The sequence below is a fragment of the Vibrio sp. SCSIO 43155 genome (genome assembly GCF_023716605.1).
GTDB lineage: Bacteria > Pseudomonadota > Gammaproteobacteria > Enterobacterales > Vibrionaceae > Vibrio > Vibrio harveyi.
Genome location: NZ_CP071852.1, coordinates 2,548,235 through 2,564,928 on the forward strand (window position 1 = coordinate 2,548,235; position 16,694 = coordinate 2,564,928).

12 protein-coding genes are annotated in these 16,694 nt (G+C 46.2%); 2 read left to right on the plus strand and 10 right to left on the minus strand.

Going from position 1 to position 16,694, the window contains the following annotated elements; translation table 11 throughout:
* Positions 1-15 precede the first annotated feature (15 nt).
* From accD to fabB, 6 genes are all read right to left on the minus strand, one after another.
* A complete protein-coding gene (gene accD / locus J4N44_RS12195) occupies positions 16-942 on the minus strand; it encodes an acetyl-CoA carboxylase, carboxyltransferase subunit beta (RefSeq protein ID WP_005452095.1) in 927 nt (308 codons plus the stop codon).
* A gap of 196 nt (positions 943-1,138) precedes the next feature.
* A complete protein-coding gene (gene truA / locus J4N44_RS12200; RefSeq protein ID WP_009698551.1) occupies positions 1,139-1,933 on the minus strand; it encodes a tRNA pseudouridine(38-40) synthase TruA in 795 nt (264 codons plus the stop codon).
* Positions 1,934-2,020: 87 nt separating this feature from the next.
* On the minus strand, positions 2,021-6,664 hold the full coding sequence (locus tag J4N44_RS12205) for a FimV/HubP family polar landmark protein (protein ID WP_252044502.1): 4,644 nt from the start codon (positions 6,662-6,664) through the stop codon (positions 2,021-2,023).
* A 199-nt stretch (positions 6,665-6,863) separates the two neighbouring features.
* Entirely contained in the window at positions 6,864-7,877 is a 1,014-nt protein-coding gene (locus J4N44_RS12210; protein WP_005448028.1) for an aspartate-semialdehyde dehydrogenase, read from the minus strand.
* Positions 7,874-9,007 carry a 4-phosphoerythronate dehydrogenase gene (locus tag J4N44_RS12215; protein ID WP_005448026.1) on the minus strand — a complete coding sequence of 378 codons (1,134 nt, stop codon included), beginning with the start codon at positions 9,005-9,007 and terminating at the stop codon, positions 7,874-7,876. Before J4N44_RS12215 ends, J4N44_RS12210 begins: the two co-directional genes overlap by 4 nt.
* A gap of 328 nt (positions 9,008-9,335) precedes the next feature.
* Positions 9,336-10,547, minus strand: coding sequence for a beta-ketoacyl-ACP synthase I (fabB, locus tag J4N44_RS12220; RefSeq protein WP_252044503.1), 1,212 nt, complete (start codon positions 10,545-10,547; stop codon positions 9,336-9,338).
* A 128-nt stretch (positions 10,548-10,675) separates the two neighbouring features.
* Here fabB and mnmC point away from each other — a divergent pair, with 128 nt between their 5' ends.
* Positions 10,676-12,694 (plus strand): bifunctional tRNA (5-methylaminomethyl-2-thiouridine)(34)-methyltransferase MnmC2/FAD-dependent 5-carboxymethylaminomethyl-2-thiouridine(34) oxidoreductase MnmC1, encoded by a 2,019-nt coding sequence (gene mnmC, locus J4N44_RS12225; RefSeq protein WP_017817811.1) that lies wholly within the window; start codon positions 10,676-10,678, stop codon positions 12,692-12,694.
* A 277-nt stretch (positions 12,695-12,971) separates the two neighbouring features.
* On the opposite strand, the gene J4N44_RS12230 is transcribed toward mnmC, so the two are convergent.
* The 3 genes from J4N44_RS12230 to J4N44_RS12240 form a co-directional block, all read right to left on the minus strand.
* On the minus strand, positions 12,972-13,496 hold the full coding sequence (locus J4N44_RS12230; protein WP_005448020.1) for an NADPH-dependent FMN reductase: 525 nt from the start codon (positions 13,494-13,496) through the stop codon (positions 12,972-12,974).
* A 177-nt stretch (positions 13,497-13,673) separates the two neighbouring features.
* Positions 13,674-13,937: a YfcL family protein gene (locus J4N44_RS12235; protein WP_005448019.1), complete on the minus strand. Its 264-nt coding sequence runs from the start codon at positions 13,935-13,937 to the stop codon at positions 13,674-13,676.
* 15 nt (positions 13,938-13,952) lie between these two features.
* Positions 13,953-14,483 carry an elongation factor P hydroxylase gene (locus tag J4N44_RS12240; RefSeq protein ID WP_005448017.1) on the minus strand — a complete coding sequence of 177 codons (531 nt, stop codon included), beginning with the start codon at positions 14,481-14,483 and terminating at the stop codon, positions 13,953-13,955.
* A 327-nt stretch (positions 14,484-14,810) separates the two neighbouring features.
* Between J4N44_RS12240 and J4N44_RS12245 the strand changes: the two genes are divergently transcribed.
* Entirely contained in the window at positions 14,811-15,434 is a 624-nt protein-coding gene (locus J4N44_RS12245) for a trimeric intracellular cation channel family protein (protein WP_005433103.1), read from the plus strand.
* Positions 15,435-15,517: 83 nt separating this feature from the next.
* On the opposite strand, the gene aroC is transcribed toward J4N44_RS12245, so the two are convergent.
* Complete coding sequence (gene aroC, locus J4N44_RS12250; protein WP_005448015.1) at positions 15,518-16,603, minus strand: chorismate synthase; 1,086 nt, start codon at positions 16,601-16,603, stop codon at positions 15,518-15,520.
* Positions 16,604-16,694: the final 91 nt, after the last annotated feature.

The following is a 16,694-nucleotide window of genomic DNA, read 5'->3' on the forward strand; positions in this document are numbered from 1 at the left end:
ATGTTAGTTGATACTTTACCCTTTTTCGTCCGCTTCTGGTACAGAATATGGCTCTTCATTTGGAGATTCGTTAACCGAAACCACCATAGGAGACTTGTGGTTAGTTAGCTTAGCTACTAGACCACCCACACGCTGACGCATTTCACGACGGTCAACGATCATATCGATCGCACCGTGCTCAAGAAGGAACTCGCTACGTTGGAAGCCTTCAGGAAGATCTTCACGTACTGTCTGTTCAATTACACGGCGACCAGCAAAGCCGATAAGTGCTTTAGGTTCACCAATGTTGATGTCACCTAGCATTGCCAAACTTGCTGATACACCGCCCATTGTTGGGTCAGTCAGTACAGAGATGAATGGCAAGCCTTTCTCAGAAAGACGCTCAAGTGCCGCACTGGTTTTCGCCATTTGCATTAGAGACATCAACGCCTCCTGCATACGCGCACCACCACTTGCTGAGAAACAAACAAGTGCACAGTTGTTTTCAATTGCTGCTTCTACTGCTTTTACAAAGCGCGCACCAACAACAGAACCCATTGAACCGCCCATGAAAGAGAACTCAAAAGCACACGCCACTAGTGGCATGCCCAACAATTCACCTTGCATTACGATCAGTGCATCTTTCTCACCACTGCTCTTTTGTGCAGCAGAGATACGCTCTTTGTAGCGTTTAGAATCTTTAAACTTCAGTTTATCTTGCGGCTCAAGCTCAGTACCAAGTTCCACACGGTTACCTTCATCTAGGAATGTTTCTAGACGACGGCGCGCTTTCATACGCATGTGATGGTTACACTTAGGACAAACTTCTAGGTTACGCTCAAGCTCAGCGTGGTATAAAACCTGCTCACAAGAAGTACATTTGGTCCACACGCCTTCAGGAATAGAAGCTTTACGTGAACTTACTAGGTTGCTTTTCTCTAAAATCTTTTCAAGCCAACTCATGGAAGACCTTTTCTCTCAACTCTTCCGCTTCATTGCGAAAGATATAAATTCGGGAATATTGCGGATGGATTAAAACATATCTTGCCGCGACTGTAGATAAAAAACTGGTTGTACCTATTTTTGATATCATTAATAACGCACAGTTTCAGCACGTATCCAGCCTAAAGTACCGATATTTTGAAACAAAATCGCAAATTTAGTTCAAATTATCTGGCAAAAACAACGGACCGATCGGCACAAGTGGCAATCCAAACTCTTCTGGGTAGTCCACATCCACCAAATATAAGCCTTCAGCTTTGGCGGTCGCGCCTGCTAATTTGCGGTCTTTCGCTTCTAGTAGCCATTTTATCCATTCTGGTTTTTCTTCACCACGACCCACTTTGATCAAGCTACCGGTGATGTTGCGCACCATATGATGAACAAATGCATTGGCTTTGATATCAATCACGATGTAGTCACCATGACGAGTTACGTTAAGGTGCATCAAGTTACGGAATGGACTCAATGATTGGCAATGCGCAGCACGGAATGAGCTAAAGTCGTTCTCACCCAATAGATACTGCCCTGCTTCATGCATTTTCTTCTCGTCAAGTTCACCATGGTAGTGGCTCACCCCAGAATTCAAAATACCTGGACGCAGTGCATGATTGAAGATGATGTAGCGATAACGACGCGCAGTTGCAGAGAATCGAGCATGAAAGTCATCGTTCACTTCCACTGCCCAGCGGACAGCGATATCACTTGGCATGTTTGCATTTGCACCCATAGTCCAAGCCACCATTTTACGACTCACGTTGGTGTCAAAGTGAACAACCTGACCAGTGCCATGCACACCAGCGTCTGTACGACCTGCACACTGAACTTCAACAGGGTGATTAGCTACCACAGACAATGCTTTTTCTAGCTCTTCTTGGACGCTTTTCACTTCTCTTTGACGTTGCCAGCCAAAGTAGTTTGTACCGTTGTATTCGATACCTAATGCGATTCTCATTTTAACCTTCGAACTCTAAAATGGGGCGGGAAGTATATACGTAAGTCCTTCCAGATACAAAAAGGGCAGCGTTTGCTGCCCTTTTAGTTACCGACCGTTAATCGTATCGATAAGGTTTTTAGCCTCTCGGCGAATATCATCTTCTCCGTAGACAATCGCTTCTTCTAGCAACTTAATCGCGCCTTGAGGATCGTTCATCTCAAGGTAGATTTTTGCGAGATCCAGCTTACCTGCAGCTTCTGCATTGGTATCTACATCGACATCGCCAATATCACCAATCACGTCAGGAAATTCGTTCAGACCCACATCGAGTTTGAGATCTTGCTCTTCAAACTCGCCACCGTCTTTGTCCACTTGCGCCATCAACTCATCAATCGTCATGAATTGATTCTTCTTAGGATCAAAGTCCGTTAAGTCTTCTTGCTCACCCCAGTTTTCTTGCGCGATTTCTGGCTGTGCTAACGCGTCAGACGAACTCCATACTTCACGCTGATCTTCTGGTACCTCTGTTGCTGATGAAGTACTTTCTGGCGACAGTTTAAAGCCGTCCCAGTCATCACCAACATCCAGCATAGTCTCGAAGTCCATACCAGCGCTTGCAATCGTGTCACTATCTAGCTTGCCATCAAAGACCTCAGATTCAGCATTTTCCGATAACAGGTTCGCCATCGCTGATTCTTCGAAGTCATTTAACTCTGACTCAAAGGCATTGTTCGCTTCTGGCTCCACATCGGCACTGAAAGCTTCTGGTTGCGCAAAGACTTCGAACAAAGCATCGTGGTCATTATCAGCTTGCAACACTGGCTGAGGCGTTTCTAAGCGCTCATTCGATGCTTCTGGACTAATAGTGTCAGATTCAGCAGTTGATGGCTCTTCTGCCATTGACGCTAACGCATCTTCTTCGCTGAACTCAGGAAGCTCTAAGTCGTCGAAGTTGAACTCTTCTTCTGCTTCCGCAACTGACGCTTCAAGATCGGCTGTTTCCGATTCTGTTAGCGCTGGCTCTTCTGCCATTGACGCTAACGCATCTTCTTCGCTGAATTCAGGAAGCTCTAAGTCGTCGAAGTTGAACTCTTCTTCTGCGTCCGCAACTGGCGCTTCAAGATCGGCTGTTTCCGATTCTGTTAGCGCTGGCTCCTCTGCCATTGACGCTAGCGCATCTTCTTCGTTGAACTCAGGAAGCTCTAATTCATCGAAGTTGAACTCTTCTTCTGCTTCCGCAACTGACGCTTCAAGATCGGCTGTTTCCGATTCTGTTAGCGCTGGCTCCTCTGCCATTGACGCTAGCGCATCTTCTTCGCTGAATTCAGGAAGCTCTAAGTCGTCGAAGTTAAACTCTTCTTCTGCTTCCGAAACTGGCGCCTCAAGATCGGTTGTTTCCGATTCTGTTAGCGCTGGCTCCTCTGCCATTGACGCTAACGCATCTTCTTCACTGAACTCAGGAAGCTCTAATTCATCAAAGTTGAACTCTTCTTCTGCTTCCGCAACTGATGCTTCAACATCGGCTGTTTCCGATTCTGTTAGCGCTGGCTCTTCTGCCATTGACGCTAGCGCATCTTCTTCGCTGAACTCAGGAAGCTCTAATTCATCAAAGTTGAACTCTTCTTCTGCGTCCGCAACTGACGCTTCAAGATCGGCTGTTTCCGATTCTGTTAGCGCTGGCTCTTCTGCCATTGACGCTAGCGCATCTTCTTCGCTGAATTCAGGAAGTTCTAAGTCGTCGAGGTTGAACTCTTCTTCTGCGTCCGCAACTGGCGCTTCAGGCTCAACCATTTCCGATTCCGCTAACTCTGGCTCTTCTGCCATTGACGCTAGCGTATCTTCTTCGCTGAATTCAGGAAGTTCTAAATCGTCTGGGTTGAACTCTTCTTCATCGATATTAGATGCAGTTGAGTTAGCTGCAACTGGCTCTTGCTCTGTTTTGCCCTCTGGCTCAATATCATCAACTAGCCAATCTTCCTCTTGAGGAATACCAAATTCATTTTCAACAGTGTTCGGTGTCGGAGTGAAAGCAGGCTCTTCTTCAATATCAGAAGTTGCAATAGATTCACTTTCAGCTTGGTTCACTTGTGGCACGTCGTCTGATGGAAGCTCCGCTGTATCAATCTGCTCAACAGATTCTTCCACCACTGCTAGTTCTTCAACTGATGTTTCTGGCTCGGATTCAAGCTCCGCCTCATCCGCGAATTCCGTTTCACCGCCAATCAATGCGTCAAGCTCTGCAGCAAAGTCCGCACCTTCTTGCTCTGCAGGTTTTAGAGCTTCGCTGTCGGTATCGAAGAGATCATCCAGCTCCGTCATTAACGGGTCATGCTTTGGTGAAGCATCTTCTAGGTCACCAAAGAAATCATTGCTGTTGAAATTAACATCGGATTCAGACTGCTCGGCTTCAGCTTCTGTGCTGAGAGGCTCAGTCTGAGGCTGACTTTCAGCCTCTGGTTGGTTGTCACTAAGCAGCGCATCTATATCCAAACCGGAATCTAATCCAAGTGCCGCTTTTTCATCTTCTAAATCTAATGTTGATTCGACGCCAGCAGTAGGTTGAGGAGTCGAAGTTAACGCTTCCTCTTCTACAGGCTCTAAATCATCAAAACCAAGCGAGGCAAGCAGGTCTTCATCATCTTGAATGTTCTCTGGTTCGTCATCTTCACGAATTAGATCATCAAATGGGTCAATTTCACTGTTCGGTTCGCTATGCGATTCTTCGTTATCGTCATCTAACAGCTCGTCCAACAAATCAACGCTATTTTCATCAATGTCTGCCAGAGCATCGTCATTCTCGAAACCTGATAGTTTTTCTAGCTCATCAAGCGGATCAAAGTCATCGTCGGATGAGTCCTCATCATCAAAGCCAATCAACTCATCGAGTAAATCGGTACTGTCTTCGTCGATCGCAGGCTCTTCGCTCAAGCCCGCGATATCCTCTAGCTCTTCAAGAGGGTCAAGCTCGTTAAGGGACTCACCATCATCTTCGCCGATCAACTCATCAAGAAGCGCCGATGCGTCATCTTCACTTGAGTCGTTTTCTGTTAGACCGGAAAGCGCCTCAAGTTCATCAAATACATCATCATCTGATTCGCTTGATGTTGGTTGCTCGTATTGTGCTAGCAGTTTATCGATGTCATCGTCCGTTGCTTCACCAGCTGAAAATGCGTTCTCAGTTACAGCTGGCTTATCTTCTTCAACGTCCAGATTGAGATCATCACCATCTAGGTCAGCAAACAAGTCGTCCAACATTGCTTGGTCTACGCCATCTGTTTGCAGCTCTTCTGCCGGTTCATCAGCTGCGAGTAATTCAGCAAAAGCATCATCAGACATCGCATCAGAACCATCTTCGTCAGAAAGATCGAAGCCAGCATCATCGTCATCTAGCACTTCAAGTTCAGGAGCCACCTCATCCAAGGCGCGCTCCATTTCTTCAAGACCCAGGGCTTTTTCTTCGCCATTAACCTTGATGCCATTGCTAGAGGAATCAAATTCATCAAAGCCAACATCTAAATCGCCATCGTCACCGATGCCAGCAAATGGGTCCTCGCCATCATCACCTTCAAGATTGAAGTCAAGCTCATCATCATCAAGGTTCCCGAAGACATCCTCTTCTTCAGTTTGCTGTTCTTCTTGTTCGAATAGGTTTTCAGCTTCGTCATCATCTCCGAACAAGTCGTCATCAAGGCTCAGCTCTTCGTCTAATTCATCTGCAGCTGCTAAACCAATTGGCGCAGCAAGAGGATCTGTACTTTGCTGCTCTTGCGCAGCCGCTTCTTCCTCTTTCGCTTTCGAGCGACGACCAAGCATCATCACGACTAACAAGGCGATTAACGCACCCGGAATCAACGCAGCAAGACCAACAAGCCAGCCATTCGATAGAATTTTATCCATCGTACTTGGCTGCATACGCTGTTGCTCGGCAACACGCTGACGCTCTTCAGCTAACAATTTTTCAACTTCTGAGCGAATACGCTCTTCGTCATTCAACGATGTTTTCAGCGTTTCAACTTCGCTTTGTACTTCAGAAAGCATCAAACGCAGGCGATGATTCTTCTCTTCCAAAGACTCCAATTCACTTTGCGAGCCTTGTAGCTTGTCTTTCAGCGCACTGACTTGCTTCTCGCCTTCTGGTGAGGTGGTCACTGCAGGCACTGGCGTCTCAGGTTTTACCACTTTTACCAGCTCTGGTTTCGGAGCTTCTGGTTTCGCAGCCTCTGGTTTTGGATCTGGCTTTGCGGTTTCAACCACTGGTTTTGGCGGCTCAACTTTCGGTTTTACAGGTTGAGTAGGCGTTGCTTTTGGCTGAGTGAGTCGAGCTTCATGCGCTTTCATAATGGCAACAGCTTGCGCAGTTGTTGCGCTTTGCACTTGCTCCAGAGAAGGGACACGTAATCGACTACCAGGAATCAGTTCGTGGATATTCTGTTTATCAAACGCTTGAGGGTTGATTCTATAGATGGCGAGCAGCGTTTGTTGTACGGAAACATTTCGAGAAGGTCGCAATTGAGAAGCGATCGACCATAAAGTCTCATTTTGACCTGTCGGGCCAAAGAAGCGCGACGGTTGGTCATTTTTAGGTGGAGCGGGCAACGCTCGTTCAATCTCCTCAGCAAAGCTCGGAGACGCTTGTACTTCACCAGAGGGTCCTACAAGACGAATACCTTCGGCTTGAACCAATGACGATGTCTGAGTCGCGCTCATCAGCACAAGGGCTGCTAACAAACGCTTATAATTTTGACGCATAGAAGGCTCAGTTTGGTGCTAGTAACAATTTGAAATAGTGATCGGTTAAATATATCGGATATAGCCCTCAAAACTATAGCTTTGAGGGTAAAAAATGTGTGGCTCTCACCATATTCGTACTAATCTCACACAATTTTACGCTATTCGAACAAAAAAGCCTCGCATAGTGCGAGGCTTTAAGGTTCTTAACGTGGTCGACTTAGTAGTAATCGCGAATCAGAACTTCTGCAATTTGAACTGCGTTGGTTGCTGCGCCTTTACGAACATTATCGGCAACAACCCATAGGTTCACGCCACTGTGATGACTGATATCGTTACGAATACGACCAACCATTACATGGTCTTTGCCGCCCGCATCACGAACTTGTGTTGGGAAGTCTTCACCGTGGAATACTTCAATACCATCTGTTTGCTCAAGTAAGTTAATCACTTCTTGTGCATCGATTGGTGAGCGAGTCTCAATATGAACCGCTTCTGCGTGACCATAGAATACAGGTACGCGTACACAAGTTGGGTTTACTGTGATTGATGGGTCGTTAAAGATCTTTTGCGTTTCCCACACCATTTTCATTTCTTCTTTGGTGTAGCCGTTTTCCATCATCTGGTCGATTTGTGGAATACAGTTAAACGCGATCTGTTGAGAGAATTGCTTCTTGTCAGCAGGTAGACCATTTAGCAGCTTCGCTGTTTGACCTGCTAGCTCATCAATACCTGCTTTACCTGCACCCGATACAGATTGGTAAGTTGAAACGTTAATACGTTCAATGCCCACTGCATCATGAATTGGTTTTAGTGCCACCAGCATTTGGATGGTTGAACAGTTCGGGTTTGCAATGATATTGCGGTTACGAAATTCTGCAATCGCTTCTGGGTTTACTTCTGGCACAACCAAAGGAATGTCATATTCGTAACGGAAGTTCGACGTGTTATCGATAACGATAACGCCTTCATCAGCGGCAATTGGTGCCCATTTTGCTGACAGTTCGCCACCAGCAGAGAACAGTGCGATGTGAGCTTGAGACCAATCGAATTCTTCTACGTTTTGAACACGTACCGTTTTACCATTGAAGCGGTAAGTCTTGCCTTCACTACGCTCACTCGCAAGTAGGAAGATTTCACCTACCGGGAATTTGCGCTCTTGAAGCACTTCCAAAATTGTTTCACCGACCGCACCGGTCGCACCTAATACGGCAACATTGTATTGCTGGCTCATTGACTTACCTCAACCTGAAAACCTAGTTCTGCTAATGGTGCAAGATTGCATGTTTCGTTACCCATTAGCGTGACAGCGCTGTACTCGCGGCGATCCCAGTAGTTTTTACGCATCAGGTCAAAAGAGCCTGGCTTACTGATTTCGCGGCGGAAAAGAGCGTCATCTTTACGCACATCATAGATTAACTGCGTGATGTTGTGCAGCGTTGCTTCATCCCATGCTCTGTCCAATACCATAGTAGGAACAGGCGCGGTTGGCAGTAAATCGCTGGCATGCGCACGTAATTCGTTATTTAAGAACTCACAGTAGCTGTTGAAAATCATTGTTGTACCGCGAGCTTTCCCTTCCAGACCATAGCCTGCAACGTGAGGGGTTGCGAATGCTAGCAGAGGCAGAAGCTCCATATCAACCTCTGGTTCAAACTCAAACACATCGAGTGCCGCTGTAAAGCCGTCGTTTTTCAGTAAACGTTGCTTTAGCGCTTGGTTGTCAACGACCGGACCGCGCGCGGCATTGATAAGAATTTGATCGCTACGAAGACCATTTAGCACTGCCTCATCAATCAGGTGATGCGTTGGATGTGGACCATCTTTAGTGATAGGCGTATGCAGCGTAATGATGTCAGAACGTTCGATCAGCTCGGCTAGCGGAGTGAAGCTGCGAGAATCACCCTCTTCTTGTTTAAATGGATCATTGATGAGCACGTTTATGCCCATGCCTTTCAAACATTTTTCAAGGTAGCTACCGACTTGACCCGCGCCAATAATACCAACGGTTTTATCGAAAACTGAGAAGCCTTGTTGTTGTGCTAGCACCATCATGACGCTGAACGCGTACTCGGCAACACCAACTTTGTTACAACCAGGTGCTGCGGTGAAGAAAATACCTTTCTCTTGCAATAGCGCTTGATCAACATGATCCATACCTGCGGTTGCTGTACCAACGAACTTCAGCTTGTTTGCTTTGCTGATCAGTTCTGCGTTTACTTTGGTAACTGAGCGAATCATTAGCGCGTCGACATCGACTAAATCATCGGCGGTTAGTGTACGACCAGGTTTTAGAATCACTTCACCGAGTTGGCTGAATAGCTCTTCAGCGTACGGCATATTTTCATCAACAATAATTTTCATAGCGCCAGCGTTTAACATCCATTTGTATGAGTTCGTTTATTCGCAAGATGCGAAGCTAAAGCGATTGTGCCCTTTTCTTGAAAAATCTCAACAACTATACCCAAGTGACTTTCCTAAACAGGTTTCAGAAAAGAAAAAGCCCGGCTAAATTAGCCGGGCAAAGTTCCAGAACAAAAGGATCCTATCCCGCTCTCCTTGGGATAGAGTCTGCGTCTGTTCGATCAGTTTGACTGATCAAGCTCTGGAAACTGGTTTGTCGGTCCGTTGACGCCATTTGAGAAAACCATAGTGACATTCCGACCAACAAATTCAGTTAGCTTTGAGTCGCTTACGCTTGGTACTTTTTGATTACCAATGTCGCGTTTGTACCACCAAAACCAAAGCTGTTTGACATAACCGTCGTTAACTCAGCTTCACGAGCTTCCGTTACGATGTCTAGACCTTGTGCTGCTTCATCCAAGTTAGAGATGTTCACACTTGGGGCAATGAAGTTGTTGTCTAGCATTAGCGTTGAGTAAATCGCTTCGTGAACGCCAGCTGCACCTAGTGCGTGACCTGTCATTGCTTTTGTCGCAGAGATTGCTGGGCTGTTATCACCGAATAGTTCTTGGATAGCGCCTAGCTCTTTCACGTCACCTACTGGAGTAGAAGTGCCGTGGGTATTGATGTAGTCGATAGCATCAATATCTTGCATTGCCATCTTCATACAACGAACGGCGCCTTCACCTGATGGTGCTACCATGTCGTAGCCATCAGAAGTCGCACCGTAACCTACGATCTCACCGTAGATTTTCGCGCCACGAGCTAGAGCGTGCTCTAGTTCTTCGATAACTAGCATGCCGCCGCCACCAGAGATTACGAAACCGTCACGGTCTGCATCGTAAGTACGAGATGCTTTGTCTGGTGTTTCATTGTATTTAGTTGATAGTGCGCCCATCGCATCAAACATCATAGTTTGAGACCAATCTAGCTCTTCACCACCACCTGCAAAAACGATGTCTTGTTTACCAAGTTGGATAAGCTCCATCGCGTGACCGATACAGTGTGCAGACGTTGCACAAGCTGAGCTCATTGAGTAGTTCACGCCACGAATCTTAAATGGTGTTGCAAGACACGCTGATACTGTTGAAGACATAGTACGTGGAACCATGTATGGACCTACGCGTTTTACGCCTTTTGCACGCATCGTGTCAGTTGCTACTGTTTGGTTTAATGCAGAAGCACCACCAGAACCAGCAACGATACCTGTACGATCGTTTGAAACTTGTTCTTCAGATAGACCAGCGTCTTCAATTGCCTGCTGCATTGATAGGTATGCATAAGCAGCCGCATCACCCATAAAGCGCATCTGCTTACGGTCAATAAATTCTGCTGGGTTGATTTTCAGATCACCCCATACCTGCGAACGCAGACCGTTTTCTTTAAACTGCTCAGACGCAGTGATGCCAGATTTGCCCGCTTTAAGAGACGCTAGAACTTCTTCGACGTTGTTACCGATACTTGAAACAATACCCATACCGGTGATTACGACTCGTTTCATTATGACATTCCTATAATTCAAAAATCCGCTAGATAATAACTAAGATAGTCAACAAAAGTGGTCAGCTTTCCCAGAAATTCGTACAATCGCCGAATTCTAACCGCGCCAAATCACATATTTGCACCATTATGACTTCGATTAAAAACGCAGAACTTGGTTGGAACGAAGCTGGTACACCGGTTTCTGACCAATTTGATGATGTTTATTTCTCCAACGTAAACGGTCTCGAAGAGACGCGTTACGTGTTCCTCAAACAAAATCATCTACCAGAAAGATGGCAGGAATTTGACCAAAGACGTTTTGTTATTGGTGAAACCGGATTTGGCACAGGGTTGAACTTCTTAGCCGTGTGGCAATGGTTTACCGAATTTCGTCGCGAATATCCAGAGGCAACCCTAAAAGAATTGCATTTTGTTAGCTTTGAGAAGTACCCACTAAGCAAAGCTGATTTAGAAAAAGCGCATCAATCATGGCCAGAATTGGCAGAGTTTGCCGAAAAACTGCAACAGCACTATCCAGCAGCAGTGCCTGAGTGTCATCGCATTGTTTTAGAAGACGGCGCTATCACACTCGATCTTTGGTTTGGCGATATCAAAGACTGCATGCCGCTTGTTCCTTATGAAGAGCAAGGCTTGATTGATGCTTGGTTCTTAGATGGTTTTGCACCGAGCAAAAACCCAGAAATGTGGAACCAAAACCTATTCAACGGCATGGCAAAATTGGCGAAACAGGATTGTACGGTCGCAACCTTTACGGCAGCGGGTTTTGTGCGTCGCGGCTTAAACGAAGCGGGCTTTGCAATGAAAAAAGTCAAAGGCTTCGGCACCAAACGTGAAATGATTGCAGGTTCGATGGAGCAGCGTGAAGCGCATTCAAACCACCTACCTTGGTTTAACCGCACTGCCTCGACCAATCATGATTCCATCGCGATTATTGGTGGCGGTATCGCTAGCGCGGCTTTGGCTAAAACGCTGATTCGTCGCGGTCAAAATATCACGCTTTACTGCAAAGACGCTCAACCTGCAGAAGGCGCATCAGGCAACCGCCAAGGCGCAGTGTACCCATTATTAAATGGTCCACACAAAGGCGTTTCTCGTGTATTCGCTCCGGGCTTTTTGTTTGCCCGTCAGTTTGTTGACCAAGCAGCGCAAGATATCCAATTTGATCACGATTGGTGCGGCATTACTCAGCTGATGTGGGATGACAAATCTGCAGATAAATTAGAGAAAATGCTTGCTGGCAATTTCACACCAGAGTTAATTCATAAACTATCTGCTGAAGAGACCGCAGAGAAGATAGGCTTGCCGATTGATATGGCATCGGTTCACTATCCTCTTGGCGGTTGGTTATGCCCTGCTGAACTCACGCGAGGCTTGATAGCTCAATTGGATAAAACAGAACTTTTTGAAGCGAAGTTCGAGCATCAAGTCGAGTCGCTCACTTGGGACGAATCGCGCAAGGTTTGGATATTGAAAGCGAACGGTCAAAGCTTTGAACATTCAACTGTAGTGGTTGCTAATGGCAGTGAGTTCCAAACACTAAGCCAAACCGCTGATTTACCAATGGGTCAGGTAAAAGGACAAGTTAGCCACGCACCAGCGACAGAAACTTTGTCCAAGCTGAAAACGGTACTGTGTTACGACGGTTACATGACACCTGTTAACCCGAATAATCAGCACTTGTGCATCGGTGCAAGCTACGACCGCAGCCACCTCGATTACGAGTTTGACGAGGATGCGCAAAAAGACAACGCTGAGAAATTGGTGAAGTGCCTGCCGAACCAAACTTGGACGAAAGAGGTGGATACCTCTGGTAACTTGTCACGCCAAGGTATTCGCTGTGTTAGCCGTGACCACCTTCCGTTTGTAGGGAACGTAGGCGACTTTGAAACCATCAAAACGCAATATGCGGATCTGCAAAATCAACAAGAGCAAGACGTTGACGCGATTCACCAGTTCCCTAACCTATTCTGTTTCCTAGGTTTAGGCTCTCGTGGTTTGAGCTCAGCACCTCTAATGGCAGAAGTGTTGGCATCACAAATCTGTGGCGATCCGTTACCACTGCCTGTTGATGTCCTGACTGAGCTGCATCCTAGCCGTATGTGGGTAAGAAAGCTACGTAAAGGGAAGGCAATTACTGAGGTGTAATTTGCTTTTAGTATTTCGCTGAAAGCAAAAGTCTGTTGCTATTCCTGTTAAAGACGAACGAATGCAGTTGGGGGATCTCTCGATTCATTACACAAAAAAGATCCCCTACTCAATCATTCTTCCTTCTAGGGAATGTTCGAATTTAAGTCATTAACTTTAACAGCGAACAGGAGCAATTCATTCAGCGACCTTCTAAACGAAAACTCCCTCGTCATTCCCAATAACGACGAAGGAGTGTAGTCGGGAATCTCTCGGTTAATGACACAAAAGAGAGACCTTAATTCAATGTCGCCACTGCTGCTTTCACTTGATCTGCAAGTTCCGCATTACGGAACTTGCCCGCTTCTAAATCAAAGTTATCGTAGAAGCTTGGAATAGATTGCGATGCTTTCACTTCCGCACCAAAGTAAGGTGCAGAGCCTGTCGCCGCAGCGAGTACCGTTTGTGCACCACCAGGACCTGGTGAAGTCGCTAAGTACACCGCTGGTTTATTTTGGAATACGTTACGCTCGATGCGTGTCGCCCAATCGAATAAATTCTTATACGCTGCTGGGTAAGAGCCATTATGCTCAGCAAAAGAAATCACCAAAGCGTCTGCTGTTGCGATGTCAGCAAGAAACGCTTTTGCGCCCTCTGCCTGACCAATTTCCTTCTCTTTGTCTTCGCTGAACAAAGGAACATCGTAGCTATTGAGATCTAACACTTGCACGTCTGCACCTTCAACAAGATTGGCTGCGTAAGTCGCGAGAGTTTTATTAATAGAGGTAGAGCTAGTAGAAGCGCCGAATGCGATAATTTTCATGGTTGTAGTCCTTTGTTCACGTTTTGTACTAACAAGAGTAAGAGGTGAACGAGTGTGCTACAACCACAAAAATTTTAAGGAGAGATTCGAAAATTTCGAAGGAGTTTAATTCAACTCTTTTTGCTTCAACCAGAGGTTTAGCGCAACCTGTCGAAGCTTATAAAAACTGATGGTGGCTTAAGCTTGTGCTTGAAGCTCTTGCCAAAGGTCGTTAACAATCACGCGGTCTGCTGGTGTTAATTCTGAACGCGCTTCTTCAAGACTGTTTTCGATGCGAGATTTCAACTCAGCCACATCGTTAATGCCTTCTTCTTCACACGCCGCCGCAGACAGAGAAATGTGACCACGTAAATAACCACCAGCAAACAATTCATCATCCGATGCGGTTTCAATGCGTGCATCAATCAGTTCTAGTAGTTTTTCTTCAAATTCAATAATCATGGAGCTTCTCTGAGGTTATTTAACGATAAAGTCAGACGTTTCCAGCGGCTTGGTTTGGTAAAAGGCACGCAACGCATCCGATAGCATTTGTACGCGAGGCGGAAGACCGTTTTCTAAAATACCCATTACTTCATTGTGCACTTTGTGCATAAAACCAAGACGATCTGGTTCAAAATCGCCGTGTAGATTGTCACAACTAACGTTAAAAGGGAAGTCAGCACTTTTCGCGAGAATCCACTCATAAGCTTGGGGGCGAACTTCAACTTTTTCGAACTCAGCTTGAACCTCTGCTGTACGACCATCTGGCTCGTACCAGTAACCAAAATCTTCTAGCAAACGGCGCTCTGGTCCTGCTACACACCAATGGGCAATCTCGTGTAGTGCTGACGCGTAAAAGCCACGAGCAAAAATAATCCGATGATGTGGGTGCGCTTCGTCAGCTGGTAAGTAGATAGGCTCATCACCACCAAGTTCTAATTTGGTATTAAAAGACTCAAGAAACGTGTCGTTGAAGATGGTGATAAGGTCTTGATATTCGTGATTCATCATCGATTCTGTACTTCAAATTGGTATGCGGTGCGCATTGTCGCTGTTTTTCTTACACAGGTAAAGCCACACAACATGTTTGGTTATTAGCTGAGTTAATCTGAAAGTCGCTTTCTCCATACAATTTCTCATTCGTCACAGATCACATTTCCCACTACACTCACGCCTTATTTTTACGCTTAATGATGGCGACTTCAACGCTACTTAAAGCGAGATTCTTTTTGGATTTAAGCCTATCCCCAAGGCTTAGATCTTGTTGGTAAGTTTTGCTGCTGTTTTCCTTAACCTCAAGGACATAACAGAGCCCTTTTATTTGAGTGTCCCCTTATGCTGCTAAGTGTGTTGTATATCATTGGTATCACGGCTGAAGCCATGACTGGTGCATTGAGTGCTGGTCGAAGAAAAATGGATTGGTTTGGTGTTATGTTGGTAGCCAGTGCAACGGCAATCGGCGGCGGTACAGTACGCGACATTTTGCTAGGTCACTACCCATTAGGTTGGGTAAAGAATCCTGAATTCTTAGCAATTACATGCGTTGCGGGTGTACTGACAACTGGCTTGGCGAAGTGGGTAATCAAGCTGAAAGGTCTGTTCATTCGTTTGGATGCGCTAGGCTTGATCGTATTTAGCATCATCGGCACCAAGGTAGCGATTGGCATGGGCTTACACCCTGGCATTTGTATGGTGTCAGCACTTGTAACTGGCGTATTTGGTGGTCTGCTACGTGATTTAATTTGTCGTCAAACGCCGCTTGTGCTGCATGAAGAGCTTTACGCCTCTGTAGCACTTATCGCATCAGGTTTATACCTAGCGTTACTTGAGTTCAACGTACCAGACGTGACCGCAACGATTGTGACTCTGATTACTGGTTACATGCTGCGTATGGCGGCAGTACGCTTTAAATGGCGCTTGCCTTCATTCCACTTGGAAACCGAAGGGTCGATTCACTGATTCAAATCGAAACCTATCGAAAGACATGAAAAAGGCTGCTCATTGAGCAGCCTTTTGTGTTTCTATCGAGTTAAGCTTCAAACTTAAATCTTTGGAGTCTCGGTTTGTACGCCATGGTTTTGACCACGGTGGCGTAGCAAATGGTCCATAACGACAATAGCCAGCATCGCTTCTGCGATAGGCACCGCACGGATACCCACACAAGGGTCATGACGACCTTTAGTGATCAACTGAGTTGGTTCACCTTCTTTAGTGATAGTCTCACCTGGCACTGTAATGCTTGAGGTTGGCTTAAGCGCGATGTTTGCAACAATCTCTTGACCAGTAGAGATACCGCCAAGAATGCCGCCCGCGTGGTTACTACCAAAGCCTTCTGGTGAAAGCGTATCACGGTGCTCGCTGCCTTTTTGGTTTACCACATCAAAACCGTCACCGATTTCCACGCCTTTCACCGCATTGATGCTCATTAACGCGTGCGCGATGTCTGCATCCAAACGATCAAATACAGGCTCACCAAGACCAACAGGCACGTTGGTTGCCACGACCTGAATTTTAGCGCCGATAGAGTCGCCTTCTTTTTTCAGATCACGGATAAGTTGATCAAACGCTTCCACTTTGTCTGCATCTGGGCAGAAGAACGCGTTGTTTTCGATTTCATTCCAATCCACTTTATCGATTGAAACGTCACCCATTTGCGACAAGTAAGCGCGGATTTCTACACCGAACTCGTCTTTTAGGTATTTCTTAGCGATTGCACCAGCCGCCACACGCATTGCCGTTTCACGAGCAGACGAACGACCGCCACCTCGATAGTCGCGCACACCGTATTTTTGGTGGTAAGTGTAATCAGCGTGTCCTGGACGGAACTTGTCTTTGATGTCTGAGTAGTCTTTAGAACGTTGGTCTGTGTTCTCGATCATCAGACCAATTGAAGTACCTGTGGTTTTACCTTCAAAAACGCCAGAAAGAATTTTTACTTCGTCCGGTTCACGACGTTGGGTAGTGTAACGTGATGTGCCAGGACGGCGACGGTCGAGATCCGTTTGCAGATCTGCCTCAGTGATTTCCAAACCTGGAGGGCATCCGTCTACGATACATCCTAGTGCGATACCGTGACTTTCTCCGAATGTCGTTACTCGGAAATGTTGTCCGATACTGTTTCCTGCCATTACTTCCTCAAGTTCTTGTCGCCACGCTCTCCATGAGCGCAACTGCTTTTCAATTCTTCGTGGAATCATAGTGGCGGTATTACGTTTTGAT

Excerpts from the sequence above, each read along its gene's own strand:
- accD (WP_005452095.1), bottom strand. The coding sequence starts at position 942 with ATGAGTTGGCTTGAAAAGATTTTAGAGAAAAGCAACCTAGTAAGTTCA.
- truA (WP_009698551.1), bottom strand. The coding sequence starts at position 1,933 with ATGAGAATCGCATTAGGTATCGAATACAACGGTACAAACTACTTTGGC.
- J4N44_RS12205 (WP_252044502.1), bottom strand. The coding sequence starts at position 6,664 with ATGCGTCAAAATTATAAGCGTTTGTTAGCAGCCCTTGTGCTGATGAGC.
- J4N44_RS12210 (WP_005448028.1), bottom strand. The coding sequence starts at position 7,877 with ATGAGCCAGCAATACAATGTTGCCGTATTAGGTGCGACCGGTGCGGTC.
- J4N44_RS12215 (WP_005448026.1), bottom strand. The coding sequence starts at position 9,007 with ATGAAAATTATTGTTGATGAAAATATGCCGTACGCTGAAGAGCTATTC.
- fabB (WP_252044503.1), bottom strand. The coding sequence starts at position 10,547 with ATGAAACGAGTCGTAATCACCGGTATGGGTATTGTTTCAAGTATCGGT.
- mnmC (WP_017817811.1), top strand. The coding sequence starts at position 10,676 with ATGACTTCGATTAAAAACGCAGAACTTGGTTGGAACGAAGCTGGTACA.
- J4N44_RS12230 (WP_005448020.1), bottom strand. The coding sequence starts at position 13,496 with ATGAAAATTATCGCATTCGGCGCTTCTACTAGCTCTACCTCTATTAAT.
- J4N44_RS12235 (WP_005448019.1), bottom strand. The coding sequence starts at position 13,937 with ATGATTATTGAATTTGAAGAAAAACTACTAGAACTGATTGATGCACGC.
- J4N44_RS12240 (WP_005448017.1), bottom strand. The coding sequence starts at position 14,483 with ATGAATCACGAATATCAAGACCTTATCACCATCTTCAACGACACGTTT.
- J4N44_RS12245 (WP_005433103.1), top strand. The coding sequence starts at position 14,811 with ATGCTGCTAAGTGTGTTGTATATCATTGGTATCACGGCTGAAGCCATG.
- aroC (WP_005448015.1), bottom strand. The coding sequence starts at position 16,603 with ATGGCAGGAAACAGTATCGGACAACATTTCCGAGTAACGACATTCGGA.